The sequence below is a fragment of the Pedobacter montanisoli genome, assembly GCF_022809115.1.
In the GTDB taxonomy this organism is placed as follows: Bacteria; Bacteroidota; Bacteroidia; order Sphingobacteriales; family Sphingobacteriaceae; genus Pedobacter; species Pedobacter montanisoli.
This window is the reverse complement of record NZ_JALGBH010000001.1, coordinates 703,843-729,331: the sequence shown is the minus strand read 5'-3', so window position 1 is coordinate 729,331 and position 25,489 is coordinate 703,843. Positions and strand designations below refer to the sequence as shown.

Sequence of the window (25,489 nt, the reverse complement as noted above, 5' to 3'; positions counted from 1 at the left end):
TTGGAAAGCAAATATAACAAAATAATTACATCATTAAATCTGCTTTTATTCTGATTTTCAGGAGATAAAGAAAATAATGGAACGCTGTTGACAAAAAATGTAACAAATAAAGCAGATAAAAATCTAAATTGTAAACAGACGAATAAGCATGTTAATTACAACCACAAATCAGGTAGAAGGTAAAAAGGTAGTAAAATACCTGGGCCTTGTAACAGGAGAAACAATTATTGGCGCAAATATATTTAAGGATATTTTTGCCGGTATAAGAGATATTGTAGGCGGAAGATCAGGCTCGTATGAGCAGGTTTTGAGGGAAGGAAAAAATACTGCCGTTAATGAAATGCAACAATACGCTGCGGCATTGGGTGCGAATGCTGTAATTGGTGTTGATCTGGATTACGAAACGGTAGGAAATGGCGGAAGTATGTTAATGGTTGCGGCAAGTGGTACGGCCGTTATTTTAGAAGATCTTCCGTAATAAATAAGGGTGTTTAAATCTGGAAAGCAAATCCCGGTAAAATGGGAAGAGTAACCTTTTTAAACACCCCTTTATTTTTTGCAAAAATTAGCGCTGAGGCATTTTTGGCATATTTCTCATTAATTTTGCTGCTGCTGCAGGGTTTGAAAACTGTTTCATCACCTTACGCATATCCTCAAACTGTTTAAGCAGTTTACTTACGTCCTCTAATTTAGTTCCTGAACCTCTGGCAATCCTGGCTCTGCGACCCGGATTAATTGCATCAGGATTTTCTTTTTCAAAAGGGGTCATAGATTGGATAATAGCCTCAACACTCTTAAAAGCATTGTCATCAATATCAACGTTCTTCATCATTTTTCCAACACCAGGTATCATGCCCATTAAATCTTTCATGTTACCCATTTTCTTAATCTGTTGGATTTGATTGTAGAAATCGTTGAAATCAAACTTATTCTTACGGATTTTCTTTTGAAGTTCAGCGGCTTGTTGCTCATCAAATTGCTGCTGAGCTCTTTCTACTAAGGAAACCACATCACCCATACCGAGAATACGCGAAGCCATCCTGTCTGGATAAAAGACATCCAACGCATCCATTTTCTCGCCTGTACCAATGAATTTAATCGGTTTATCAACAACCGATTTGATAGATAGGGCAGCACCGCCACGAGTATCACCGTCTAATTTGGTTAAAACAACACCGGTAAAATCAAGTCTGTCGTTAAATACTTTTGCAGTATTTACGGCATCCTGTCCAGTCATTGAGTCAACCACAAATAAAATTTCATGAGGCTTGGTCTGAGCTTTAACGTCAGAAATTTCGGCCATTAAAGCTTCATCAATTGATAAGCGGCCGGCGGTATCTATAATTACAACGTTGTTATTATTCTTTTTACCCTCTTCAATGCCTTCTAAAGCAATGGCAACAGGATCTTTGGATTCGGTATTGGCATAAACCGGAACATCGATCTGTTCACCTAAAACCTTCAGTTGGTCAACAGCCGCCGGACGATAAACGTCGCCAGCAACCATAAGAGGTTTTTTGCCCTTACTCTTAAGGTGTAAAGCAAGTTTACCCGTAAAGGTGGTTTTACCCGCACCGTTTAAACCTGCAATTAATATAATAGTTGGGTTGTTTTTTAAATCTAGTTCTGTAGCCTCACCACCCATTAAAGCAGCAAGCTCATCGTTCATGATCTTGGTAAGTAACTGCCCGGGTGAAATAGAAGTTAATACATTTGCTCCTAAAGCTTTTTCTTTTACCTGATCTGTAAAAGTTTTGGCTGTTTTATAGTTTACGTCAGCATCCAATAACGCTTTACGGATCTCCTTCATGGTTTCAGCCACGTTAATTTCCGTAATGCTTCCCTGTCCTTTTAAGACCTTAAATGCTCTGTCTAACTTATCCTGTAAATTTTCAAACATTGTTTTTAATGCTTTGGTATTTTATAAAAGGCAAAGGTATTGTTTTTTTGCCTAAAAGCTATTTAATCCTGATTATAAGACCATTTTTCTATTCTCGTATTTTAAAATACCTTGCTTTTATTTCTAAGTGTATCTGAAAAGTTACATAAATACTAATCAATTAGTTTTAATATTAATTTATTAGTAGTAAGTTTGTTTATCAAATTTTATAACATGATCAAATTAGCAAAAAGAGAAGAGCAGATTATGCAGGCATTCTGGGATGTGGAGAAAGCTTTTATAAGAGATATTATTCCTTTGCTACCAGACCCTAAACCACATTACAACAGTGTGGCCACAATGGTAAGGATTTTAGAGGAGAAAGGATTTTTAGGACATGAGGTAATCGGTAATATTTTCTGTTATTTTCCAATTATCAGCAGAGAAGAATACCAGAAACATGCTTTAAAAGATGTGGTAAGTCAGTATTTTGATAACTCTTACCCTCGAATGCTGGCTTTTTTTGCCAAAGAACAAAATCTCTCAGAAGAAGAGTTAACTGAAATTATCACGATTATTAAAAACAGGAAATCATGACCTTTTATGTATTAAGTGTGGCCCTGATTTTAGCAGGGTGCCTCTTGTTTTATAAACTGTTACTACAAAAGGAAACTTTCTTTCCCTTGAACCGGTTTGTACTATTAATCTGTCTCGCACTTTCTTTTAGTTTGCCTTTAGTGCCAGTGCCTCAACAATGGTCTTTCAGAAAGGCAAATGTAGACATACCTTTTCCCGAAAAACCTCCTCTGCCAGCATTAAAGGCAGATAAAACCTTTTCAGATCAAGAAGATGCCTCATTTAATACAGATCATACTCAATTAGCGGCGAATGATTCTTTCTTTAAAGATATAGCTCCTTTAAAGATTTTACAGTGGATCTACTGGCTTGGTGTAGCCGTTTTTGGCATCAATTTTCTTTTTCAGTTAGGCGTTCTGCTTTACAGAGCCTATTCGCGACCTATGATTAAAGATGGACGTTTCAGAATTATTGAGCTTTCAGGAGATCAGGCTCCTTGTTCTTTTGGCAATACCATTTTTATTAATCCTGAGAAATATGATTGGGATACCTATAACCAGATCATTATCCATGAGAAGATTCATATACAACAAGGACACAGCTATGATATTCTTTTGGTTGAACTTGCGCTGGTTTTTCAATGGTTCAATCCTTGCGCCTGGATGTATCGTAAGGCTATGGAAGACAACCTTGAGTTTCTAACCGATAATGAATTGTTGGCTCACTCGGATATTGAACCTGAAAGCTACCAGATGAGTCTGGTAAAAGTTTCAGTACCTCATTTTCCGGTTAGCTTAACTACCAACTATAATCAATCCATACTTAAAAAAAGATTAGTTATGATGAACGCAAAAAAATCTAACGTAAATTCTACCTGGAAATACCTTTTTATTCTGCCTTTGTTAATGGCTTTTATGGCTTTTCTTAACGAGCCTGTAGCTTATGCCAAAAATAGCGGACAGTTTTCCGGTAAAAGTAACCCGTTTCAATACATGCAAAGTGAAGGTGACTGGTTTGCCACTATTAAAGGCGACAAGATAAATGTTCGCTTTACATCTGATGATGACGGAGATAGTAAAAGTACGCAGACTTTTTCTATGAATGATTTTAAAAATCTTCCGGTAAATACCGAAGGAACTTTCTCGGTAAGCCGGGATGCTGGGTCAATGACTTTTACAGGAAAGTTTGAAGGGAACACAGGCAGAGGCAGATATAAGTTTAATCCTGATGCTGGCTTTAAAAACTTTATGGATAAAGAAGGGATAGCGGGCCTAAAAGAGAAAGATCTTTTGGTATTCTTCCTGATTAATGTAAAAAAAGATTATGTAAAGTCATTAAAAAATATGGGATATCAGCAAATATCTAAAGAAGATCTTATTCCTTTGGTTGCCTTAAATGTTAATACTGAATATATCACATCTTTAAAAACTGCAGGAATTGAAGGGCTTACTTTACAACAGCTTATACCATTAAAAGCGTTGAATGTAGATGCTAAATTTGTTGAAGGGGTTAAAACCTCGGGCTATAAAAAAATCTCGGCCGACAGATTGGTTACGCTAAAGGCAAATGGCATAAACGGCGAATACCTTAAAAACATAAAAGCAGCCGAATCAGAAAATCGTAAAGTTACCAATGAGGAAACAAAAGAAGTTGTTGCTAAATCAAAGGGAGCTAAAAAAATCACGATGCAAGCAGGAGAAGATGATGAGCTGGGAAAACTAATTGCCAAGAAAGTGTTGAATGTTACACCTGAATTTGCCCAAGGCTTTATCAATATGGGTTTGAAGGTTTCAGACGATAACTTGTTTGCTTTTAAGTCATTAGGCGTTACGCCCGAATTTCTTGAGAGCTTTAAGGCTGCGGGCTTAAAAGTTACCGATGAACAATTAATTTCTTTTAAATCGTTGGGTATTACTGCCAGTGACTTTAGCGATTTTAAAAAAATAGGCTTCAAAAATGTAAGTGTTGATGATGTGATTTCGGCTAGAGCTACAGGAACTACTCCCGGTTTTATCAACTCTATGAAGAAAAAAGGTCACAATTATGATTCTATAGAAGACTATATCAAAATGAAAGTACTTTCTGTAGAGTAACCCTCCAATATTTTATTTGAAATAAACCAAAATCTACAAACTTGTTTCCTGGTTATTTATAACAGGAAACAAGTTTGGTAAGGAGCCCTTTGCCTAAAAAACCAAATTTAAATCTTAACAAGCTTCATTACTCGTTTTTTGAAATCAGTGCCCTTGATAAAAAATGTTAAAAAACGATGTTAGGTGAAACATATACAGGCTTAATGCCATCTAATTAAAAATAAACCAAACGAACAATGAAAATAAAAGCGTTATTTTTTGCTTTTCTATTGATAAATATTGCTGCATTTGCACAAAACACTGCTAAAAAGAGACTTCCGGCAAAAAGAACCGGAGCAGCTATAAAGGTTGATGGAATATTAAATGATGAAGCATGGGCCGATGCCCCTGTTGCAGGTGATTTTATCGAAATGAGGCCAAACCCGGGCAAGCCAGAGTCTAAAGATAAAAGAACCGAGGTAAAAATCTTATATGATGATTTTGCTATCTATGTAGGTGCCCGTATGTATGATAATCCTGAAAGTGTAACAAGAGAAATTGTACAGAGAGATAATATAGGAAATGCAGATTTTATAGGGGTAATTTTTGATACCTTTTTAGATGGGATCAACGGGAATGGGTTCTTTGTAACGGCGGCCGGCGTTCAGTTTGATGCGAAGTATTCGCAGATAGGCGGAGAAGATGCCAACTGGAATGCAGTTTGGGATAGCGCCGTAAAAATAGACGATAAAGGATGGACAGCAGAATTTAAAATTCCATATTCGGCTTTGCGTTTCTCTACAAAGGATATACAAAACTGGGGCTTTAACATCACCCGTAAACGTACCGGGGTTAATCAGCAGTTTTTTTGGAATTCGGTGGATCCCAAAGTAAGTGGTTTTATTAATCAAAGTGGAGTACTAGAAGGTTTGCAAAATATAAAGGCGCCTTTGCGTTTATCTTTTTCACCTTATGTAGCTACGCTTTTTAGCCACTATCCTTACAATACACCGGGAATTAGTAACTCAAAAGTTTCTTTTAGCGGCGGGATGGATGTGAAATACGGGATTAATAAAAGTTTTACACTTGATATGACCCTGATACCCGATTTTGGTCAGGTACAGAGCGATAATCGTATCTTGAATCTAACGCCTTTTGAAGTTCGTTTTGATGAGAACAGGCAGTTTTTTACAGAAGGAACAGAAATGTTCAATAAAGGAGATTTGTTTTACTCCAAAAGGATTGGTTCAATTCCTTCCTATCATGATTTATCTGGCGTAAAACCTGGCGAGACACTTATAGAAAACCCACAGGAAGCCAAAATTCTCAATGCTACAAAAATATCAGGGCGTACAGCTGGAGGTTTAGGAATAGGGGTTTTTAATGCTTTAACCAACAAAATGTATGCTGAAGTGGAAGATGCGCAGGGCAACCGTCGCCGGTTTGAAAACCAGCCTTTAACCAATTATAACATTATTGTTCTAGACCAGTCGTTAAAAAATAACAGTTCAGTAAGTTTTATTAATGCCAGTACACTTAGGCAGGGCAGTGCTTATGATGCAAATGTAAGCGCTGCACTTTTTGATCTGAGCGATAAACAGAATAAGTATTTTGTAAGTGGAGACGGAAAGATGAGTTATGTTACGGCAAGCTCTGAAAAAGCAGATAGAAATGGTTATAGCTATAACTTTAAGGTAGGTAAAAAGAGCGGTAATTTTACCTGGCAATACGTACATGAGCTGGCCGATACCAAATTTGATCCTTCTGATATGGGATTTTACCAGAACAATAATTTTCTGAATCAGGGACTTAACGTTGCTTACAACGTTTACAAACCCAGTAAATGGTATAATGAAGTACAAGCTTGGTTTGAGCTTATGTACTCAAGAAGATATAAACCAGGAGATTACCAGAAATTTGGGATATATCCGGGTACCTATGTGCAGTTTAAAAATTTCTGGTCTGTTGAGCTGAATGGCTTTTGGGAAGCAGAGCAGAATGATTTTTACGAGTCGAGAAATGGACAGGTCTATAAAAATCCTGAAAGCTACAGACTGGCAGTTTACGTAAATCCTAATAGAGCAAAACCTTACAACTTTGGAGGAAATATCCGTTATCTGGCACAGGCTAAATATAATAGCCACAGTTATAATTTTTATTTCTTCCAAAACATGCGTTTTAATAACCGATTTGCCATGGGCATAGACCTGAACTATAACCCTAACTTTAATCAGGTAAACTGGGTTGCGGCTAACGGAAATACAGCGCTTTTCTCAAAATATGACAGACGTACCGTAGAAAACTCAATAGACGCAAAATACAGTTTCAGTAATCGTATGGGAATTACTTTCAGGGTTAGGCATTATTGGTCTGACAGGAGAAACAAAGAGTTTTATGAGCTGCAACCAGATGGCTATCTGAAATCTTATACAGGAGCTGCACCTCAAAATGCCGACAGAAACTATAATGTTTTCAATATAGACTTAGTTTATGTATGGCAATTTGCTCCTGGAAGTGAACTGAGCGTTACCTATAAAGATGCTGCCGAAACCAACGAACGGTTTTATACAATGCAATATGGTAGAAATCTGGATAAAATCCTGTCCAGCCCACAAAATAATACCATCTCTTTAAAGGTATTGTATTATGTTGATTACTTGAATCTAATGAAAAAAAAGCATAATAATTAGCGAGGGAAAGCAAAGACCAGGCCTAAGGCCAAAGCCTGACTGGCCTGGACTTTCATGTCCATATTTTTATCATATAAAATAACTCCTGTTAAGGATACATTCATAAAACGGTTTATTTTAGAAAGAACAGAAAGATCTAAACGGTGGCTAATGTTTTTCAGGTCATCGTAAGGAATAAAGATGTTATACTTTGATTTAAGTACCGTGTTTTTAACAATCTCTTTCTCAAAATTACTTACCACCTGAAATGCAAGCTCGTTTCTGAACTGATGGCCTTTTTTAACACCAAAATTGTTAGGATTAGTTTTATAAATGGTGGTATCTAACACAAAAGTTTGGCGAGCCGTGCCGGTACCAATACGGGTAGAAAAAGCCTTACTGGGTTTGTATTCGAAACCGAGAGACTCTGTAATGTATCCGGGAGCCATAAATCTGGATAACAATTTAGCTTGTTCATTACCCTGTGCATCTTTAGAATAAGAAAAACCCTTGTCAAATTGAGATTCGAAACTTAGAGAAGCAAAGAAATACCAGTTTTTAGATAATTGTATTGCAGCTTTGTTATCCCAGTAAATACGGTCACTGGTTTTCTTTTGCAGCTGGTCTTTATTTTTTACTTTTCCATATTGCAAAATAACCTCACTGGTATAGCTGTAGCTTTCTTTGCTATATTCGGCTTTATGGTTTACCAGTCCGCCAATGGCAATAGAGTTTACACCACCACCTTTCCAATTGTTACTGAACGAAGCCTGGTTTACGTTTATGGTAACGGTTGCTTTGGTTTTCCAGTAATTAATCTTTGCCTGAACCAGATTTGCAGGTAGCGTAACAGGTTCAAAGATAAGTGGGCCTAAACGGCTGGGTAGCGGATTGCGTTTAAGCTTAATTTCCATATCCTTTAAATTAAAAGGAATGGTATCAATCTCCTGGGCAAAGGTATAATAAGAGCAAAAAAGGGCTATGAGAAAACTATATAACAACTGCTTCATTGCTTACAAAATAACAGAAAAATAAAGCGGAATAAAAATAAGAAGCCAGGTTTTTGTTGGATGTTAGTATTTAGATATGAGATATAAGACTTTGAGCTTCGGTCATCGGACTTCCAACTTTTCACTTACTTTAGAAAGTTTATCCAAAAGTAGAAAGGACGGTTTTTTAAATAATTCATATCCAGCTCTTTCTGATAGGCTTCTTTTTCGAAGGGAATTTGACTGTAAGCCAGTGCATGCTTTTTATATTTGAGCAGATTAAACAAGTAAAAGCAAAAATAAAGAAGGTAAAAAAGCAGGATAAATAACTCAAGCTGTTGCCTGAAATGGATCTTTTCATGGTTAACCAAAACTTTATCTTCTTTATATATCGCTTTTTTAACAAGGATAAACGGATAAAGCGCCATCGCGGCGGCGGGTAAACTGGGAACCACGATGAAAAAGGCCATTATAGTTTTTCTATAGTTACTTTAGGTAGGGGCGGCAATTTGAACATGGAAGGATTACGCTTATAAGATGCATAGCTGTTTTTTACAAACTGTACAAAGGTATATTCACTAGCCGAAAGAACAAACTCATAAGTTGGCCTGTATTGTGTCATAAAATCAGGAATATCCTCATCGCTGGCTTTGGTGAGTCGTTTCACATACTCGGGGTTAAAGCGAAAATCAATAACCTCATCTCTGTAATCATTTTCTAAAATTTTCTGTAGCTGACGGGCATTCTTTCCCTCGCGGCTTAACAGGTTATAGATTGCATCAATGCCCAAGCCAACACCGGTCTGTCCTAAATTTAAAAGATCTTTGGCACTGCCTTTATCCAGTTTATATTGATATTCCTTTTTACGGCTTTCATAACGTTCCTGAGGTGTTTTGGCTTTGCCATAAATAGGAACCTCCTTTAATCTGATGCCTAAAGATTTAAGCTGAAAAACAATAGCACTTTGGTTTTTATAAATTATGGTATCTAAAGCATAACCGCCCAAAGCAGCAAACAAGGTATCTCCAGGTTTGATATTAGTTGTAAACTCGCCTTTGTTATTGTTAAAAATGCCTTCATCAGAAGATGAATTATAGATATATACCTTAGCGAGTCTTAATTTGGTATCTTTATCTACAACAAAACCCTGCACCGTTTTTTGCTGAGCAAAAAGGTTTACAGAAGCACATAACAGAATAAATAAGATAACCGGAAATTTCATTTCAGTAACAAAACTACAATTTATTACAAACTTGCAATTCTTGTTAACATTATTTAACTACAATAAGTTTTTGACCAATTTTGATGTTATTATCAGGTAGTTGGTTCAAAGACTTAAGGTCATCTACAGATAGTTTAAACATTTGAGAAATCTTATAAAGCGTATCGCCTTGTTGCACGGTATAATACTTGCCATCTACGTTAGAAGGAGGATCTTTGGGTGCAACATTAACCGGAGTAAACAGTTTCTTCTCATTAGGAATATTGGCATTAATTTCTTTGAACACACGGTCTTCTCTTGCCAATTTCTCCCTTTCACTTTCGGGGCTGTCATACAGATACAACTGATATTTTTCTATGATGTTGATCAAAAGATCCGGGTATTTAGGGTTGGTGGCATAACCGGCATTTTTTAATCCGATAGCCCAGTTTTTATAATCGTTCTTGTCTAATTCAAATAAAGCACTGTAGCGTTTTCTTTTTAAGAACTCAGAATGATCCCTGTATGATTCCCGAGGGTCTTTGTAAACCCTAAAACAATCATCTTTCTGGTCATCATCTTTGTAATAAGCTTTGCCTTTCCAGTCAGAGGTACATTTGATACCAAAATGGTTGTTTGCATATTTCGCCAGGTCGCTGGCTCCGCTGCCCGATTCTAAAATTCCCTGAGCAAGAGTAATACTGGCCGGAATACCATATCGGTTCATTTCTTCAATGGCTACACCCTTAAAAGCATCTATATAAGTAAGCGTAGTATATGAAATAGGGTTGGGATTTTGTTTTTGAGCCTCTTTCTCTATTTGTTTATTGTTACGACTGTACTGTCTGGTTTTACAGCTAGATAGAAATGCAAGCGCAAGGCATAAAAGAACTACATAATATCTCATAAACAATGGTTATAGTTTAAGTTTTTGTCCAGGTTTTAAAGCGTTAGATTTAAGGTTATTTTTTGTCATAATAGACTTAACAGAAGTCTTGTACTTCTTTGCTATGATGCTTAGATTATCTCCTGATTTAACCGTATAAGTTTTCAAAGAAATTTTTTTAACAGACTTTACAGGTTCTGCTTCTACAATGGGTTCTTCATAACCATCGGGTCTTTCATCATAACTCCAAAGCTGGTATTTATTGATAATGGCCATTACTTGCGAACCCCATTTACGACTCCCGGCATACCCGCCCCTTTGTATGCCTTTTACCCAGCTTTTGAAGTCGTATTGGTCATACTTATCAAATAAACTGTTATAGTGTGCCCTGCTTTTTAAAAAAACAATGAAGTGATTATAAGAGGAATCTACTGTAGGAAAATCTCTGTAAGAAGAACGTATTTCGGTGCTGCTATTTTTGCCTTTAAAACCAAAATGATTGTTTAGGTAACGGGCCACCTTACTTGTTCCGGCTCCAGATTCATGTATAGCTATACCTAAAATAACGCTGGCAGGAACAAGGTGCATACGCATGAGTTCTTGTGCTTTTGGTGCATTCTCAAGTATATAATCTTCAGTTACAGATTGTGCTTTAACTAAATTAAAGATGAGGAGCGCCAGTACAAGAAAGGTTATTTTTTTCATGTGCGGGTTACATTATTTTTTCCGGATAACAAACAATCCGTCTCTAACGGGTAAGATCAATTTTTCTACTCTTTGGTCGTTATTAACCTTATCATTAAATAAATGTATGTTCTGGGTATCTTTATCTTGTGCTTTTTTTACAATCTTACCGCTCCAAAGCACATTATCTACGATGATTAATCCGCCGGGTCTTACCTGATCAAAAACCAGATCGTAATAAGTACCATTATTTTTCTTATCGGCATCTATAAAAACCAGATCAAAAGTTTCAGCTTTTAAGTTCTGCAGGCTCTGTTGAGCATCACCAATCAGGTATTTTATTTTATGCTCTAATGGCGATTTTGCAAAGTTGTTTCTTACCATATCTTCCAGCTCGGCATTCACATCCAGCGTATAGATTAAGCCTTCATCAGTTAAGCCCTCAGCCAGACACAGAGTCGCATAACCGGTAAATGTGCCTATTTCAAGAATTCTTTTAGGAGAAATGAGTTTGCTCAAGAAACTTAAAACCCTACCCTGATAATGACCGCTGATCATTCTTGGCATAAGCACTTTAAGATGGGTTTCTCTGTCTATGTGCTTTAACAGATCGTTTTCAGGCTCGCAGTAATGCAGTAAAAGTTCCTGTAGTTCTTCGCTGATCATGTTTTTATAAACGGGTTTTATCCATAAAATATTGCAAAATGAGTGTGGCCGATATGGTATCAACCCGCTCTTTATCTCTGCGATCGTTCTTTTTGAGGCCACTTTGCATAATGGTTTGTTGGGCAATTTTTGAAGTAAAGCGCTCGTCAACCAAGTGCTGCGGAATATGAGAGAAGTTCTTTTTTAGCATAGTACAAAATCCCTTTACATGTTGTGCATTTTCTGAAGAAGAGCCATCCATTTGTTTGGGGTCGCCAATTACAAAAGCTTCTATGGCTTCTGTCTCCATATATTTTTTAAGATAGGGAATAATATCTTTAGGGTGTATGGTATCTAAGCCGGTAGCTATAATCTGCAAAGGATCGGTAACTGCTAAACCGATGCGTTTGGTACCATAATCAAATGCAATAATACGTGCCATCAACTGCAAAGATAGGCTTTTTTAAAAATAGCTTTTCCAGCCGATAGAGTAAGATACAACCAACAGAAAAAAATTTTTATAACTTCATGCAACGTTTTAAAAAAAGCGATGTCTTTTGTTCAGAAAGCTTTAAAATTTGGAAACTGTTTACGTAGACAAGCATACATCATTAGTTAGCGATTGCAAGAAAGGCAATAGAAAGGCGCAATTTGAATTGTACAAATTGTATGCCGGGGCAATGTATAACGTGGCCTTGCGTATTGTGAATGATGAAGCAGAAGCAGAAGATGTATTACAGGAAGCTTTCTTAGATGCATTTAACCGTATAGCTGATTTTAGGCAGGAAACAACTTTTGGCCTCTGGATTAAGCAGATTGTAATTAACAGAGCCATTAATTATCTGCGAAAACGTAAAATGGAATTGGTGAGTATGGATGATGTGGAGATTGCAGATGAGGGGGCTGACGATGCCGAGGATAATATGCTTAAAGTTGAAGCGATAAAAAACGCAATGGAAAAAATGCCTGATGGATATAGGGTAGTATTAAGTCTGTATTTGTTTGAAGGATATGATCATGAAGAGATCTCTCATATTCTGAAAATAACAGAGAATACCTCTCGTACACAATACATGAGGGCAAAACGTAAGTTAATTAGTTTGTTGGAAATGAAAGGAGTAGAAAGATGAATAATAAATTGGAGAGCTTTATAAAAGACAATAAGAAGCGATTTGAAGAGAAAGGCCCTTCTGAAGAATTATGGAACAGAATTGCGGCAGATCTGGATAAAAAAGGAGCACCCAAGACCATTAAGCTTTACCGGTGGATGAGTGTAGCAGCAGTTTTAATATTGGGTATAGGAATATATTTTGGTTACAGTTACCGCAGTTTAGACAAGAACATTGAAGTAGCTGATATTAATCCTACACTGGCTAAAAAAGAAGTACGCTTTGCCAGTATGATTGAAGAAAAACGAGATAGTTTAAGCAATTACGCTAAGGCAAATCCGGAGTTGTACCAGGAATTTACCACAGATCTAAGCAGGTTAGACAGAGATTATGAAGATCTTAAAAAGAAACTGCAAACCAGTGTAAACCGTGAAATGGTCGTTAAGGCTATGATGAAGAACAGGGAAATCCAATTGCAAATTTTAACACAGCAGTTAAGTATTATAACGCAGGTTGATGCATATAAGAAAGACAGCAGCTTATAATAAAAGCTATAAATGACGTCAAAAAATAGCAAAGACAACAAATAAACCGGGCAGAACGCTCACAAAATATTTAACACAATGAGAAAAAAACTATTTGGTTTGATGGCCCTGATCATATTCTCGGCCCAAATAAAAGCACAGGAGGCACCAGAAGCGCCACGTGTTACAAAAAAAGAAAGAAAAATTGCATCAGCTCCGGTTTACGCCGGAACGAAGAATTCAGAATCCTCTTCAGAGACTTATACATCTGTTTCAAGAATTAAAACTTCTAACGGAGATAAAGTAGAAACAGTTAGTACCTATTCTTCTTCGCAGGATATGCAAGATGAGCCGCAGAAAACAAAAACGTTTTCTAAGTCATTTAGCATAGATAAGAATGACGACATAGAATTAAAAAACGTTTATGGCGGTATGGTGATTAAGATCTGGAATAAGAACGAGATTAAGGTAGATGCAGATATCAAAGCTTATGCTGATAGCGAAGGCGAAGCCCAAACCCTAATTGATAATGTAAATATAGAAGCCTCAAAAAATGGTAATCAGGTTAGTTTTAAAACCGTTATCAATGACAGAAATAATAACATGGGAAGAGGCAGAAGTAATGGCAGAAGCTGGAGACGTGAAGTAAAGGTAATGATGACGGTTTATATGCCAGCCAGCAATGCTTTAACGCTTAGCCAGCAATACGGAAATGTAGAAATGCCAGATTACAACGGTGCAACCTCTATAAAGGTACAATATGGCAACCTGGTTACCGGAAATCTTAACAGCAATAATAATTACATTTCTATACAATATGGTAAAGCAGACTTGCAAAATGTAAATACAGGAAAGTTTAAATTTCAGTATGGCGGAGGGGTAAAAATAGGTAATGTTGACGAACTGGAATTAGAAGCACAATACACTTCAGTAGATGTTAAATCAGTAAAGAAAACAGCTAATGTTAAAGCGCAGTACGGTAGAGGTGTTACCATTGGTTCAATAGGGGGCTTAAGCCTTACCGCACAATATACAACCGTAAATGTGGGTAAACTCAATGGCATCTTTACCGGTAAACTGCAATACGGTAAACTGAACATAGACGAAATAGAAGGCGCCTCTAAAACAATTAATGTAGATGCACAATATACTACAGTTAATTTAGGGTTTGCAGCGAACTTTAACGGAGATTTTAATGTAAATACAGCTTACAGTGGCTTTAGCTATGGCAGCAATGTAAGTGCACGTAAATTGAATGATGACAGGAATTACAGCTCACGTAGTGATTATGAGGGTAAAGTAAACAAAGGAGGAGCATCAAATATTAGCGTAAAATCACAATATGGAAGTGTAAGATTTAACTAAAGCCAAACAAACAAGCAAATGAACCAAAGGCCCCGGAATTATTCCGGGGCTTTTTTTGTAGGGGGAGTTAAATAGTAGAAAACAACCGGGAGGAATGTAACAATATTTGCACTCTGAAATCCAAACAGCGCAATAAAAAACAATAAGAGAGGATTGGTACAGAATTAATCATTTGTTTTATGGTTAAACCGCTTCCAATTTTTATTTTAGTAGCAGATAATTTAGCCTTATATATGGAATTTTTAAGTACTCCCGAAGCATGGATCTCTCTATTGACTTTAACGGTTTTAGAAATCGTTTTAGGTATAGACAATATTGTTTTTATTTCTATCCTGTCTAACAAACTTCCGCAAAGTCAGCAGAAAAAAGCAAGGCAATTGGGTTTGGCCTTAGCCATGATTACCCGTGTATTGCTTTTATTATCACTAAACTGGATCATGACTCTTACAGCTCCATTGTTTAGCATAGGACATTGGTTTGGCTTAACGGACGCAGAGTGGCTGCAAAAGTTTGAAATATCGGGCAGAGATCTGATTCTCTTAATAGGAGGTATGTTCCTGATCTATAAGAGCACCCATGAAATTCATCAGAAGCTGGAAGGAGAAACAGAAGAAGGTGCAAACGTAAAACCTCATTCATTTGCTGGTACCATTGTGCAAATTCTGATCTTAGATATTGTTTTTTCGCTCGATTCAGTAATTACAGCCGTAGGTATGGCACAACATATAGAAATTATGATTGCTGCGGTAATTATTGCAGTAATTATCATGATGGTATCTGCAGGAGCCATTAGTGATTTTGTAAACAGGCATCCTACCGTAAAAATGCTGGCCCTGTCTTTCTTATTGCTGATCGGTGTTTCATTGATAGCAGAAGGTTTAGATCAGCATATACCCAAAGGTTATATTTATTTTGCCATGGCTTTTTCTGTGATTGTAGAAATGCTTAACCTGAGGATGAAGAAGAAATCAGAACGAAATAGATGAGAGCATTTAAGAATATTTAAATAAATTGCAGAAAATTTAACTATAACAAACTGATTTAAAAAATAATCTCATGAAAAAGGTTTTTATTATTCTATTGTTTCTTCAAGTATCATTAAATTCTTTTGCTCAGGATCCCAATATATTAATTGGATTAAGTTCTCCTGCTTTGGGAATAAACATGAAAATGAATTTTCCAAGTTATACCGGAAGCTGGGCTAGAGGCTTTACATTATCTAATGAAAATGCAAACCCTTATTTTGGATTAGGCGTTTATGGGCTTGCAGATAATGGTGTAACATCTTTTGAGTGGGGGTGGATTGGAAAGAGTTATGATAACAGCTATATGAACTTTTTAGCAAATGGTAATATTGGTATAGGAACGTCAACTCCCCAGGAAAAACTTTCAGTAAACGGCAAAATAAGAGCGAAGGAAATAAAAGTAGAAACTGCTAACTGGCCTGATTACGTATTCTCGGATAATTATCTGCCAAAATCATTGCCAGAAATAGAGCAGTTTATTAAAAAGAATAAACATTTACCAGAGGTACCTTCAGCACAAGAAGCAGAACAAAATGGGATAGAATTAGGAGAAATGAACAAAATTCTGTTGAAAAAGATAGAAGAACTTACCCTGCATTTGATAGAAAAGGATAAAGCAATTCAGGAATTATACAAACGGGTTGAACGTTTGGAAAAAAACAACTAATCTCCCAATCAATAAATTTGAACCTAAGTTAACGGCTATATGAGGACAATCCTGATATAGCTGTTTTTTCTTCAGGATAAAATCGTTTCTTTGCGCTTCAGGTATTTTTATTATGGTATCATTTTTTGAAGCATCACTTTCAGAACTTTCAGTACATCGCGTAGGCAATAAACAGCAAGATGAATTTTATGTGCTGTCAGACAAGTCTATGCACATACAGGACGAACTGCTTAACCAGTTATTGAAGCAGTATTTTTTGACACCTTACCAAAAAGTAAACGAGATATACCGGTTTACGCATCCTAATAACGACCTGTCGTTAAATGAGGTTTTTCATTTTGTTGAAGAAGTATTTACCAATAGCGAATTATTTCATGAGAACAGCAAGAAAATAGCCACCTATTTATATGAAATTTCTAACCACCCTAAAATAAAATCGGGAGAAGTGTATGTGGTCTATTTTGAAAATGTTCAGATAGAAGGCGATTTGCATGATGCTATCGGTATTTTTAAATCAGAAACTAAAGAAAGCTATTTGAAAGTATCTCCGGCACAAAACGGATTTACCATCAGTTATGAGCAGGAAGCCATTAATATCAATAAATTAGATAAAGGCTGTCTTATTTTTAACACCGAAAAAGAAGAGGGTTATAAGGTTGCCGTAATTGACCAGACCAACAGAAACGGAGAGGCAGTTTACTGGAAAGATGAGTTTTTAAAACTGAAAGTGCGTAACGATAACTTTAACCAGACCCAGAATATATTGGGCGTTTACAAATCATTTGTAACCGAAAAGCTGGATGAAGAATTTGAAGTAGAGAAAACCGATAAGATAGATCTGCTTAACCGTTCAATGAAATACTTTAAAGAAAAAGAAAGCTTTGATCTGGATGAATTTGCAAATGAGGTAATCGCAAACCCCGAAGGGATCGCACTCTTTAAAGACTACAAACAAAGTTACGAGCAGGAGTTTGAAACCCCAATTGCCGATACCTTTGATATTTCTAATGCGGCCGTTAAGAAACAAGCCAAAGATTTTAAAAGCGTATTAAAGTTAGATAAGAACTTTCATGTTTACATCCACGGTAACAAACAGCTTATAGAAAAAGGATATGACGGAGAGAAGGATATGAATTATTACAAAATATTCTTTAACGAAGAAAGTTAGATGAAACCGGAGAAAAGAATATTAATGGTTTGTCTGGGCAATATATGCCGATCGCCACTTGCAGAAGGTATAATGCGGGCAAAAGTGCTTGAAAGAGGTTTGAATTGGGAAATTGCATCGGCAGGTACGGGCAACTGGCATATCGGACAGGCTCCCGACCGCAGGGGCATTGCTGCGGCTAAAGCTTTAGGTTATGATATCTCTAGGCAAAGAGCGCAACAGCTTAGCTTTGAAATGCTGGCTTATTATGATCATATTTTTGTGATGGATCATAACAACCTGAGAGATGTGCAAAGCCTTTTGTATGATGAGGAAAGCAAAAATAAAATAAGCTTATTTCTGGCAGACCAGCAGAATGTTACCGATCCCTATTTTGACAATGCCTTATTTGAACCCGTTTGTAAGCAGATAGAAGAACGCTGTGAAGAACTGATAGAAATATTATCAGCTCAGATTTAAGATTCTAACTGGTTATTTTCTGTTAAATATATATAGCTGAACATACAAAAACAAGCAATAGCTCCCATTATATGCCATAAAAAATGAGTGCCGCTGTTTAGCCAGCCCCAACTATCGGCAATTCTAAAAGTTAATGCGGCAATAAAAGCGCATACAGCAGCAATAACCCATTTCACATTTTTCCAACGGGTATAAATCAAATAACTGAGTACCGAAAAAAATACCAATCCGGCCATAGTAGCATAGTTGATGTTAATGAAAAGCTGTCGGTCTTCTATACTGATAAACCATCTTAGCAAATAGCGTAAAATCAAATACACTCCCATTACCAGAACAACATAATACCAGCGCATAAGCTGCAGCATGAAATAAATTCCGGCAGCAACGCATAAGATCATAATGGGCATCCAGTCCATTAAAATGAATACATGCCATTTTCTGAAGGCGTGGTAAATACTTCCGCCTATGCCACCTATATACAGTAACAAGATGCAAAAACTTAAAAAAAGATGCTCTTTGTATTTAGTATGAATTTTAAAAGACCAGTAAATGGCAATGAGCAGAAAAATAAAGGCGGTAATGGCGTTTAAAGGCTCAGGAAAAGCCTGCTTTAAATTAGTTTCGGTATATAACATGCCGCCGTCTAATGGTTTTTGCTGTAAAAACATATATTAGCATTATAATTCCATAACTTCTAATATTGCTATAAAGTTTCAGAATATCACATTTTAAACAACACCGTTACAAATGAAAGACCAGGTAAAACTTTTTATGATTATGCTGGGCTGTAAGCCCCAAGGCAGAAATACAGAGCAACATGATATATTTTTTGGTATAGCAACAGATCTCAAGAACCTGGTTCCTAAAATAAATGCTTTCTGGCCAGAGGCTAACGGAAAAATACATATTGATGCCTATCGCGAAATAACCCGTGTTAATGATTTTGCCATTGAAATTATACCTCGAAATCAGGCTGTAGAACATGCAGAAAAATTGTTCTTTCTGAATTTGGGAGGCTATAAGGAGCATATTTTCGAAGAGTTTCATTACAAATTCCTGAGTGTTGCAACCGGAAAAGCTGAGGCTACCAAACAAGCAAAAGAAACCACCTTTTACCAGCATTACGGATTTGAAGGAGCCGTTTCGCATATAGATGATAAATATGGCGTAGATGTGGATGATATTTTTGAGATTGCAGACATTTTGTGTGAACAGGATAAAACCACATATCAAATAAAGATTACCCCTACGTCAGGGCGGCAAGAAGACGAACCGGTTATAGGCTACTTACCTTTGAGCAGATTATGATACTTTGCATATTTATGTAAAGAAATCATTATTTGTTTGCCTTTTCGGGCTTTTTTACCATATTTATATAACTAACTTAATGTAAGTATGAGCTTTAAGAAAGCTTTCTCTTTCTTTCTAGGACTAATTATCTTTGTTGTGCAGTTAAAGGCTCAGCAGCAAAAAATCAATTCCTTTTATTTTGATACCGATAAAAGCGTACTGGAAGTACAGCAGGAAACTTTAATAAAGCAATTTATTAGTGAACTGGATACGACTAAAATAAAGGAAATAGAAATTTTAGGCTATTGCGATGATGTAGGGAGGAAGGGTTATAACGATACTTTATCCTACAAAAGAGCCGCTTATGTTCAACAACTTTTACTAGCTAAAGGAATTGATCCAAGCGCAATAGTGATGCTAACAGGAAAAGGGAAAATAACCCTGAAAGATAAAAAAGATGTATATGCAGAACGGGCCAACAACAGAAGAGTTGATATCATTATTAAATATCTGCCACCAGTTCCAATTGCCAAAGCAAATGAGATTTTTTCAGACACCTTAAAAGTAGGAGATAAAATCATTCTTGAAAATGTACTGTTTGAGAATAGCAGGCACCAGATACTTGAACAGTCTATACCTGTGGTAGAACGCTTGGCAGATGTTTTATTAGCTAAAAAGAAATATAGTATAGCTATTTTGGGGCATATTTGTTGTAATCCACCAGGAGTAGATGTAATTGATTTTGATACCGGAGAACGCAACCTTTCTGAAGCCAGAGCCAAAATTATTTACGATTACCTTATTTACAGAGGCATAGAGAAAAAACGCTTAAGTTACAAAGGCATGATGGCTAATTATCCATTGGGCAAAGGAGATCGTTATGACAGACGGGTTGAACTACAAATTGTTTCTATTGACGAAACAGCACATTAAAACAGGTTAATTCATTCAATTAAAACAAAATTCATTTAATTTCGCTTAACCTATAATAAAAGAGATTTTTATGTTTGATAAATTGATGGCTGCACAAGGCAAAGCCGAAGAAATTAAGAAAAGATTAGATACGATATCCGTTTATGGAGAAGTAGAAGGAGGAGCAATTAAAGTTACTGCAACTGCCAATAAATCGATAACAGCGATACATATTAATGAAGATTTTTTTAAACAGGCCGATAAAGAAGAGCTGGAAGAATTGTTGCAGGCAGCAGTGAATAAAGCCCTTGCCCAAGCAGAGCAAGTAAGCGCAACAGAAATGCAGGCAGCTACCAAAGATATGTTAGGTGGGCTGGGCGGATTGTTTGGAAAATAGCGATAAAAACAACATTGATCAAGTTATGAAATATACCTATTACGGCCAGTCTTGTTTCCTGTTGGAAACCAGTACAGCAAAATTGTTGTTCGACCCATTTATTACGGGTAATTCTTTAGCAGCTTCTATTAACGTGAATTCGATTGAAGCAGATTACATCCTGCTAAGTCATGGACATTCAGATCATATAGGTGATGCGGTTGCAATAGCCAAACGTACCAATGCCAAAGTTATTTGTATGCCTGAAGTTAATACTTGGCTGGAAAAACAAGGCATAACAAATGTGCATGAGATGAACTACGGAAAATACAAGTTTGATTTTGGTTCGGTAAGAATGGTTTGGGCTACGCACTCAAGCAGTTTGCCCGATGGAAGTTATGGTGGTAATCCTGCCGGTTTTGTGATAGATGCCGATAATTTACAGATTTATTATGCCGGAGATACAGGCCTTACCCTTGAAATGAAGTTACTGGCAGAACTGTATCAGTTAGAATATGCTATCTTGCCAATAGGCGGTAATTACACCATGGATCCGGCTGATGCCGCAATAGCTGCAGATTATGTAAAATGCAACACGGTTATAGGTGTTCATTATGATTCTTTTCCGGTAATTACCATTGATAAGAATTTTGCTCAAGAAAGCTTTAAAAGAGCACAGAAGAATTTGTTACTCCCCCGAATTGGAGAAACTATAGACCTTTAAAGCACATAAATAAAAAAGCTCCAATTTGGAGCTTTTTTATTTTTAACCTAACCAGTTAGTTTTTCTTAGCAGCGTCTTTATTTGCTTTATAGCGCATATCTGGTGTGCCATCTTTCTTTTTAGGCCCAGGAGCGGTAGCAGCTTTATTTGCTTTGTAGCGCATATCCGGAGTTCCATCTGCTTTAAGTTTAGCGCCAGTCGCAGCAGCTTTGGTTTCTACTTTTTTAACTTCTTTCTTAGTGTCAGCTACTTTTGCAGTGGCTTTAGCTTCTGTTTGTTTAACATCTTTTTTAACCGCTTCTTTTGTACTGGTAGCTTTGGTTTCAGCTTTTTTAACTTCTTTCTTAGCTGCAGTTACACTTTGCTTTGCAGGAGCAGTAGCTGGTGTTTGTGCAAAAGCTGAACTTAAACCTAAAGTAGCGATTGCAATTAAACTCAATAATTTTTTCATTTTTAAGACGATTTAGTTTAACAATATCTTCATGTTTTAATGATATAAAATTGAACATTCAGAATGAAGATTATATGAAGTTATGAAAAAATTATTTTAAAATAAACAGCTCTTTTAAAGATAGTTAGGGGAGTTTAAAAACAACGGGTACAATAACAGTGGATTCAGTCTTTTCTCCAAATTCGAGAGCAGGCGCCCAGTTTTTAAGCATTTTAACTACTCTTAATGCTTCCCGGTTAAACATACCATTATCGCTTTCGGCAATTCTAAAATCTTTAAGTTCTCCATTAGACATAACCATGAAAGAAACCTTAACTGTGCCGCTCATCTTTTGTTTAGCGGCAAATGACGGGTATTTTATCAGCTCATTGATTTTTGACAGATAGGCTTCTTCCCCATCCTTATAATAAGCATCTCTGAATAACGTATTTTTTTCTGCTACAGACCCGTCTGTATGAAAATATTGCCCATTGTTAAGCACTCCATTCTCTATATAAGTTTCCTGGGCAGCTGTTTTGCCATTAGGGTACAACATAATCCATTGGCCATGTTTCTTTCCGTTTAGATAGCTACCTTCTTTTTTGACGTTACCATTAGACCAGTATGAAACGTATTTGCCACTTAATACTCCATAAGTATAATGTTCTAAAAGGATAAGCTTTTGTTTTTCAAAATGCTTCCACTCACCATTTTTATGTCCTTTGTCATATTGTCCTTCTGTACTTATAGTACCATCGGTATAAAAGGCATAAGGCCCCTGTCTTACAGATAAAGATTTATCTTCAAAATGGATCTGTTCTTTTAAAACGTCCTGATCATCATAAAAAGAAACCAGGTAAAGCCCGTTTTTGGATGTAACCTTAGTGTGCCATTTAGACCGCATAGGATCTTTCAGGTAACCAGGCCTTGAATAAACAGTTGTAGTGTCCTGTTGTGCAAGAGCACTTACCGAGAACATTATAGAAAAATATAACAACAACTGTTTCATCATATGATTTTTAATGGGCTTCTAGCCAGTTTTTTCCTTCTCCAATTTCTACTACAATAGGAACATTAGTTTTGATAGCTGTTTTCATTCTATGTGTAATGATTTCTTTAAGCTGGTCAATTTCGCTGATATGCGCATCAAACACCAACTCATCGTGCACTTGCATAGTCATTTTCGACTGAAGGTTTTTAGCCTTGATATCTTTATGAATATTGATCATGGCTATTTTGATCATATCTGCAGCCGAACCCTGTATAGGAGCGTTGATCGCATTTCGTTCTGCAAATCCTCTTACGGTTGCATTGGCCGAATTAATATCTCTAAGATAACGCCTTCTGCCCATAATGGTTTCAACATAGCCATTTTCGCGGGCAAAATTCATCGTATCAGACATATATTTTTTAATACCCGGGTACTGGATAAAATATTGATCAATAATTGCTGCGGCTTCTTTCCGTGGAATATTCAGATTTTGAGATAAACCAAATGCTGATTGCCCGTAAATAATGCCGAAGTTCACGGCCTTGGCGTTTCTACGTTGAGTAGAATCAACATCTTCAACGTTTATTCCGTAAACTTTTGCAGCTGTGGCAGTATGAATATCTATGCCTTTTGCAAAAGCATCTAACATATTTTCTTCCTGACTGATCTCTGCAATGATGCGCAGCTCAATCTGCGAATAATCGGCTGAGAGCAAAATGTGATTTTCGTCTCTTGTAATAAAGGCTTTTCTAACTTCTTTTCCTCTGTCGGTACGAATAGGGATGTTTTGCAGGTTAGGGTTATTGGAGCTTAAGCGCCCGGTTGCGGCTACCGCCTGATTATAACTGGTGTGTACACGTCCGGTTTTAGGATTTACCATCAAGGGCAGTGCATCTACATAAGTAGATTTAAGTTTCTGCATCTGCCTGAAATCTAAAATGTCCTGTACAATATCACTTTTATTGGCTAATGCTATTAAAACATCTTCGCCGGTTTGGTATTGCCCCGTCTTGGTTTTTTTTGCTTTGGGGTCTAATTTTAAATGGTCAAACAGCACTTCGCCAAGTTGCTTTGGCGAGGCAAGATTAAATTTTAAACCCGTTTTTTCATAAACCCTGAGTTCAGCCTTTTCTATTTCTTCCTGTAAAGAAACAGAATAATTTTTAAGGGTTTCAATATCAATCTTAACCCCTTCTTTTTCCATGTCGGCCAGTACGTATATTAAAGGATTTTCAACTTCTTTGGCCAATTTATCTGCATTCTTTTCAATTAAAAGAGGTGCAAAAACACGCTCCAGTTGCAACGTAATGTCTGCATCTTCGGCCGCATAATCGGCAGCTTTTTCTACCTCAACATCACGCATATTGCCTTGGTTTTTGCCTTTTGCGCCAATAAGCGTAGTAATAGAAACCGGAGTATAGCCTAAATAATTCTCAGACAAAACATCCATATTGTGGCGCGTATCGGGATCAATGAGGTAATGCGCAAGCATAGTATCAAACAACTCACCCTGTAATTCAATATCGTACCACTTAAGTGTTAAAAGATCGTATTTAATGTTTTGTCCTATTTTTTTAATCTGCGGATTTTCTAAAACAGGTTTAAAATCGGCTAAAATGCTAAGGGTTTCTTCTCTGTCTGCAGGTGTGGGTACATAATAAGCTTTACCCGGCTCAATAGAAAATGACAAGCCCACAAGCTCGGCAAGATTTGCATCAGTTCCGGTAGTTTCTGTATCAAAACAGAAGGCTTGCTGTTGTGTAAGTAAATTTGCTAAACTTTTTCGCTCTGCGGCATCTTTTACCAGAATGTATTCATGTGGTGTATTGTGGATGTTTTTTGCATCTACAGGCGTATCAAAAAGTGAGGGTTGTACCACAATCGTTTCTTTGGTAACCTGTACTTCTATTTCGTTTCCAAAAAGGTCTTTCTGAACGGCAATACTAACCGTTTTACTCTCGTTTACAGAGAAATTCTCACCGAAAACCCTTTTACCTATAGTTCTGAATTCTAATTCTGCAAAGAGCGGTTCTAGAGCATCTTTATCTGGAGATTCTATTTCAAGCGATTTTTCATCAAATTCAATCGGCACATTTAAAATGATGGTTGCTAGCTTTTTAGAGATGAGCCCCTGTTCCTTAAAATTCTCAATGTTTTCACGCATCTTGCCTTTTAGTTCATGACTGTGCGCAAAGATATTTTCCATGCTGCCATATTGCTTAATTAAAGCTTTGGCCGTTTTTTCGCCTATTCCCGGTATTCCCGGTATGTTATCTACCGCATCGCCCCAAAGGCCTAAAATATCAATAACCTGATCTACCCGTTCAATTTCCCATTTTTCCAATACTTCTTTTACACCCAAGATTTCCATGTCATTACCCATTCTGGCAGGTTTGTAAATAAAGATATTTTCAGATACCAGTTGCGCAAAATCTTTATCAGGAGTCATACAAAACACCTGATAGCCTTTTTGTTCGGCTTCCTTGGCTAATGTTCCAATGATGTCGTCGGCCTCATAACCATCTTTGGTAATTACCGGGATATTAAATCCTTCAATTAATTTAAAAACATAAGGTATTGCTGCGGCCAGATCTTCGGGCATTGCTTCACGATGTGCCTTGTATGCTTCAAAATCTGTATGTCGCTCGGTGGGTGCAGCAGTATCAAATACTACGGCCATATGGGTAGGTTTTTCTTTTTTAAGCAGCTCAAGCAGGGTATTGGTAAAACCCATTACCGCAGAGGTATTAATACCTGTTGAGGTAAATCTTGGATTTTTACTCAGCGCAAAATGCGCTCTGTATATTAATGCCATGCCATCCAATAAAAATAATTTTTTGCTGCTCAT

27 protein-coding genes are annotated in these 25,489 nt (G+C 36.8%); 15 read left to right on the top strand and 12 right to left on the bottom strand.

Annotated elements, in window-relative coordinates:
* Positions 1-148 precede the first annotated feature (148 nt).
* Complete coding sequence (locus tag MMF97_RS03205) at positions 149-478, top strand: YbjQ family protein (RefSeq protein WP_243359096.1); 330 nt, start codon at positions 149-151, stop codon at positions 476-478.
* Positions 479-565: 87 nt separating this feature from the next.
* On the opposite strand, the gene ffh is transcribed toward MMF97_RS03205, so the two are convergent.
* Positions 566-1,900, bottom strand: a complete 1,335-nt coding sequence (ffh, locus tag MMF97_RS03200; protein ID WP_243359094.1) for a signal recognition particle protein — start codon at positions 1,898-1,900, stop codon at positions 566-568.
* 213 nt (positions 1,901-2,113) lie between these two features.
* Between ffh and MMF97_RS03195 the strand changes: the two genes are divergently transcribed.
* The 3 genes from MMF97_RS03195 (at position 2,114) to MMF97_RS03185 (ending at position 7,217) form a co-directional block, all read left to right on the top strand.
* Positions 2,114-2,476 (top strand): BlaI/MecI/CopY family transcriptional regulator, encoded by a 363-nt coding sequence (locus MMF97_RS03195; protein ID WP_243359092.1) that lies wholly within the window; start codon positions 2,114-2,116, stop codon positions 2,474-2,476.
* Positions 2,473-4,548 carry a M56 family metallopeptidase gene (locus MMF97_RS03190; RefSeq protein ID WP_243359090.1) on the top strand — a complete coding sequence of 692 codons (2,076 nt, stop codon included), beginning with the start codon at positions 2,473-2,475 and terminating at the stop codon, positions 4,546-4,548. Before MMF97_RS03195 ends, MMF97_RS03190 begins: the two co-directional genes overlap by 4 nt.
* 236 nt (positions 4,549-4,784) lie before the next feature.
* On the top strand, positions 4,785-7,217 hold the full coding sequence (locus MMF97_RS03185) for a DUF5916 domain-containing protein (RefSeq protein ID WP_243359089.1): 2,433 nt from the start codon (positions 4,785-4,787) through the stop codon (positions 7,215-7,217).
* Here the strand turns inward: MMF97_RS03185 and MMF97_RS03180 are convergent.
* The 7 genes from MMF97_RS03180 to ruvX form a co-directional block, all read right to left on the bottom strand.
* Positions 7,214-8,206, bottom strand: a complete 993-nt coding sequence (locus tag MMF97_RS03180; protein WP_243359087.1) for a DUF3078 domain-containing protein — start codon at positions 8,204-8,206, stop codon at positions 7,214-7,216. The two genes, MMF97_RS03185 and MMF97_RS03180, sit on opposite strands and share 4 nt — an antisense overlap.
* A gap of 125 nt (positions 8,207-8,331) precedes the next feature.
* The gene (locus MMF97_RS03175; RefSeq protein WP_243359085.1) at positions 8,332-8,655 is read right to left on the bottom strand and encodes a hypothetical protein; all 324 of its coding nucleotides are present in this window, start codon (positions 8,653-8,655) and stop codon (positions 8,332-8,334) included.
* On the bottom strand, positions 8,655-9,407 hold the full coding sequence (locus MMF97_RS03170; RefSeq protein WP_243359084.1) for a hypothetical protein: 753 nt from the start codon (positions 9,405-9,407) through the stop codon (positions 8,655-8,657). Before MMF97_RS03170 ends, MMF97_RS03175 begins: the two co-directional genes overlap by 1 nt.
* Before the next feature lie 49 nt (positions 9,408-9,456).
* The gene (locus tag MMF97_RS03165) at positions 9,457-10,293 is read right to left on the bottom strand and encodes a glucosaminidase domain-containing protein (protein ID WP_243359083.1); all 837 of its coding nucleotides are present in this window, start codon (positions 10,291-10,293) and stop codon (positions 9,457-9,459) included.
* A gap of 9 nt (positions 10,294-10,302) precedes the next feature.
* On the bottom strand, positions 10,303-10,977 hold the full coding sequence (locus tag MMF97_RS03160; protein WP_243359082.1) for a glucosaminidase domain and LysM peptidoglycan-binding domain-containing protein: 675 nt from the start codon (positions 10,975-10,977) through the stop codon (positions 10,303-10,305).
* Between the two features lie 12 nt (positions 10,978-10,989).
* Positions 10,990-11,622, bottom strand: a complete 633-nt coding sequence (locus tag MMF97_RS03155) for an O-methyltransferase (protein WP_243359081.1) — start codon at positions 11,620-11,622, stop codon at positions 10,990-10,992.
* Between the two features lie 4 nt (positions 11,623-11,626).
* A complete protein-coding gene (gene ruvX / locus MMF97_RS03150; protein WP_243359080.1) occupies positions 11,627-12,043 on the bottom strand; it encodes a Holliday junction resolvase RuvX in 417 nt (138 codons plus the stop codon).
* 136 nt (positions 12,044-12,179) lie between these two features.
* Here ruvX and MMF97_RS03145 point away from each other — a divergent pair, with 136 nt between their 5' ends.
* From MMF97_RS03145 to MMF97_RS03115, 7 genes are all read left to right on the top strand, one after another.
* Entirely contained in the window at positions 12,180-12,731 is a 552-nt protein-coding gene (locus tag MMF97_RS03145; RefSeq protein WP_243359079.1) for an RNA polymerase sigma factor, read from the top strand.
* Entirely contained in the window at positions 12,728-13,255 is a 528-nt protein-coding gene (locus tag MMF97_RS03140; RefSeq protein ID WP_243359077.1) for a hypothetical protein, read from the top strand. Before MMF97_RS03145 ends, MMF97_RS03140 begins: the two co-directional genes overlap by 4 nt.
* 78 nt (positions 13,256-13,333) lie before the next feature.
* The gene (locus MMF97_RS03135) at positions 13,334-14,599 is read left to right on the top strand and encodes a hypothetical protein (RefSeq protein WP_243359076.1); all 1,266 of its coding nucleotides are present in this window, start codon (positions 13,334-13,336) and stop codon (positions 14,597-14,599) included.
* 179 nt (positions 14,600-14,778) lie between these two features.
* Positions 14,779-15,585, top strand: a complete 807-nt coding sequence (locus tag MMF97_RS03130; protein WP_317228596.1) for a TerC family protein — start codon at positions 14,779-14,781, stop codon at positions 15,583-15,585.
* A gap of 70 nt (positions 15,586-15,655) precedes the next feature.
* Positions 15,656-16,291 (top strand): hypothetical protein, encoded by a 636-nt coding sequence (locus MMF97_RS03125; RefSeq protein WP_243359074.1) that lies wholly within the window; start codon positions 15,656-15,658, stop codon positions 16,289-16,291.
* A 112-nt stretch (positions 16,292-16,403) separates the two neighbouring features.
* Positions 16,404-17,459, top strand: a complete 1,056-nt coding sequence (locus tag MMF97_RS03120) for a nucleoid-associated protein (RefSeq protein WP_243359073.1) — start codon at positions 16,404-16,406, stop codon at positions 17,457-17,459.
* Positions 17,460-17,918: a low molecular weight protein-tyrosine-phosphatase gene (locus tag MMF97_RS03115; protein ID WP_243359071.1), complete on the top strand. Its 459-nt coding sequence runs from the start codon at positions 17,460-17,462 to the stop codon at positions 17,916-17,918. It begins immediately after the preceding gene.
* On the opposite strand, the gene MMF97_RS03110 is transcribed toward MMF97_RS03115, so the two are convergent.
* On the bottom strand, positions 17,915-18,586 hold the full coding sequence (locus tag MMF97_RS03110; RefSeq protein WP_243359069.1) for a hypothetical protein: 672 nt from the start codon (positions 18,584-18,586) through the stop codon (positions 17,915-17,917). The genes MMF97_RS03115 and MMF97_RS03110 overlap by 4 nt on opposite strands.
* A gap of 79 nt (positions 18,587-18,665) precedes the next feature.
* Here MMF97_RS03110 and MMF97_RS03105 point away from each other — a divergent pair, with 79 nt between their 5' ends.
* The 4 genes from MMF97_RS03105 (at position 18,666) to MMF97_RS03090 (ending at position 21,220) form a co-directional block, all read left to right on the top strand.
* The gene (locus MMF97_RS03105; RefSeq protein ID WP_243359064.1) at positions 18,666-19,226 is read left to right on the top strand and encodes a DUF1543 domain-containing protein; all 561 of its coding nucleotides are present in this window, start codon (positions 18,666-18,668) and stop codon (positions 19,224-19,226) included.
* 87 nt (positions 19,227-19,313) lie between these two features.
* Positions 19,314-20,141 (top strand): OmpA family protein, encoded by an 828-nt coding sequence (locus MMF97_RS03100; protein WP_243359062.1) that lies wholly within the window; start codon positions 19,314-19,316, stop codon positions 20,139-20,141.
* Between the two features lie 70 nt (positions 20,142-20,211).
* Positions 20,212-20,517: a YbaB/EbfC family nucleoid-associated protein gene (locus MMF97_RS03095; RefSeq protein WP_243359060.1), complete on the top strand. Its 306-nt coding sequence runs from the start codon at positions 20,212-20,214 to the stop codon at positions 20,515-20,517.
* 25 nt (positions 20,518-20,542) lie between these two features.
* On the top strand, positions 20,543-21,220 hold the full coding sequence (locus MMF97_RS03090; RefSeq protein WP_243359058.1) for a metal-dependent hydrolase: 678 nt from the start codon (positions 20,543-20,545) through the stop codon (positions 21,218-21,220).
* Positions 21,221-21,275: 55 nt separating this feature from the next.
* On the opposite strand, the gene MMF97_RS03085 is transcribed toward MMF97_RS03090, so the two are convergent.
* The 3 genes from MMF97_RS03085 to polA form a co-directional block, all read right to left on the bottom strand.
* Complete coding sequence (locus tag MMF97_RS03085; protein WP_243359057.1) at positions 21,276-21,671, bottom strand: hypothetical protein; 396 nt, start codon at positions 21,669-21,671, stop codon at positions 21,276-21,278.
* Positions 21,672-21,795: 124 nt separating this feature from the next.
* Positions 21,796-22,662, bottom strand: a complete 867-nt coding sequence (locus MMF97_RS03080) for an energy transducer TonB (RefSeq protein ID WP_243359055.1) — start codon at positions 22,660-22,662, stop codon at positions 21,796-21,798.
* 7 nt (positions 22,663-22,669) lie between these two features.
* Entirely contained in the window at positions 22,670-25,489 is a 2,820-nt protein-coding gene (gene polA / locus MMF97_RS03075; protein WP_243359054.1) for a DNA polymerase I, read from the bottom strand.

Coding starts and splice junctions, on each gene's coding strand:
- MMF97_RS03100 (WP_243359062.1), top strand. CDS start 19,314: ATGAGCTTTAAGAAAGCTTTCTCTTTCTTTCTAGGACTAATTATCTTT.
- MMF97_RS03085 (WP_243359057.1), bottom strand. CDS start 21,671: ATGAAAAAATTATTGAGTTTAATTGCAATCGCTACTTTAGGTTTAAGT.
- MMF97_RS03205 (WP_243359096.1), top strand. CDS start 149: ATGTTAATTACAACCACAAATCAGGTAGAAGGTAAAAAGGTAGTAAAA.
- MMF97_RS03190 (WP_243359090.1), top strand. CDS start 2,473: ATGACCTTTTATGTATTAAGTGTGGCCCTGATTTTAGCAGGGTGCCTC.
- MMF97_RS03170 (WP_243359084.1), bottom strand. CDS start 9,407: ATGAAATTTCCGGTTATCTTATTTATTCTGTTATGTGCTTCTGTAAAC.
- polA (WP_243359054.1), bottom strand. CDS start 25,489: ATGAGCAGCAAAAAATTATTTTTATTGGATGGCATGGCATTAATATAC.
- MMF97_RS03195 (WP_243359092.1), top strand. CDS start 2,114: ATGATCAAATTAGCAAAAAGAGAAGAGCAGATTATGCAGGCATTCTGG.
- MMF97_RS03140 (WP_243359077.1), top strand. CDS start 12,728: ATGAATAATAAATTGGAGAGCTTTATAAAAGACAATAAGAAGCGATTT.
- ruvX (WP_243359080.1), bottom strand. CDS start 12,043: ATGGCACGTATTATTGCATTTGATTATGGTACCAAACGCATCGGTTTA.
- MMF97_RS03115 (WP_243359071.1), top strand. CDS start 17,460: ATGAAACCGGAGAAAAGAATATTAATGGTTTGTCTGGGCAATATATGC.
- MMF97_RS03130 (WP_317228596.1), top strand. CDS start 14,779: ATGGTTAAACCGCTTCCAATTTTTATTTTAGTAGCAGATAATTTAGCC.
- MMF97_RS03175 (WP_243359085.1), bottom strand. CDS start 8,655: ATGGCCTTTTTCATCGTGGTTCCCAGTTTACCCGCCGCCGCGATGGCG.
- MMF97_RS03095 (WP_243359060.1), top strand. CDS start 20,212: ATGTTTGATAAATTGATGGCTGCACAAGGCAAAGCCGAAGAAATTAAG.
- MMF97_RS03135 (WP_243359076.1), top strand. CDS start 13,334: ATGAGAAAAAAACTATTTGGTTTGATGGCCCTGATCATATTCTCGGCC.
- MMF97_RS03110 (WP_243359069.1), bottom strand. CDS start 18,586: ATGTTTTTACAGCAAAAACCATTAGACGGCGGCATGTTATATACCGAA.
- ffh (WP_243359094.1), bottom strand. CDS start 1,900: ATGTTTGAAAATTTACAGGATAAGTTAGACAGAGCATTTAAGGTCTTA.
- MMF97_RS03120 (WP_243359073.1), top strand. CDS start 16,404: ATGGTATCATTTTTTGAAGCATCACTTTCAGAACTTTCAGTACATCGC.
- MMF97_RS03125 (WP_243359074.1), top strand. CDS start 15,656: ATGAAAAAGGTTTTTATTATTCTATTGTTTCTTCAAGTATCATTAAAT.
- MMF97_RS03080 (WP_243359055.1), bottom strand. CDS start 22,662: ATGATGAAACAGTTGTTGTTATATTTTTCTATAATGTTCTCGGTAAGT.
- MMF97_RS03155 (WP_243359081.1), bottom strand. CDS start 11,622: ATGATCAGCGAAGAACTACAGGAACTTTTACTGCATTACTGCGAGCCT.
- MMF97_RS03180 (WP_243359087.1), bottom strand. CDS start 8,206: ATGAAGCAGTTGTTATATAGTTTTCTCATAGCCCTTTTTTGCTCTTAT.
- MMF97_RS03185 (WP_243359089.1), top strand. CDS start 4,785: ATGAAAATAAAAGCGTTATTTTTTGCTTTTCTATTGATAAATATTGCT.
- MMF97_RS03105 (WP_243359064.1), top strand. CDS start 18,666: ATGAAAGACCAGGTAAAACTTTTTATGATTATGCTGGGCTGTAAGCCC.
- MMF97_RS03165 (WP_243359083.1), bottom strand. CDS start 10,293: ATGAGATATTATGTAGTTCTTTTATGCCTTGCGCTTGCATTTCTATCT.
- MMF97_RS03160 (WP_243359082.1), bottom strand. CDS start 10,977: ATGAAAAAAATAACCTTTCTTGTACTGGCGCTCCTCATCTTTAATTTA.
- MMF97_RS03090 (WP_243359058.1), top strand. CDS start 20,543: ATGAAATATACCTATTACGGCCAGTCTTGTTTCCTGTTGGAAACCAGT.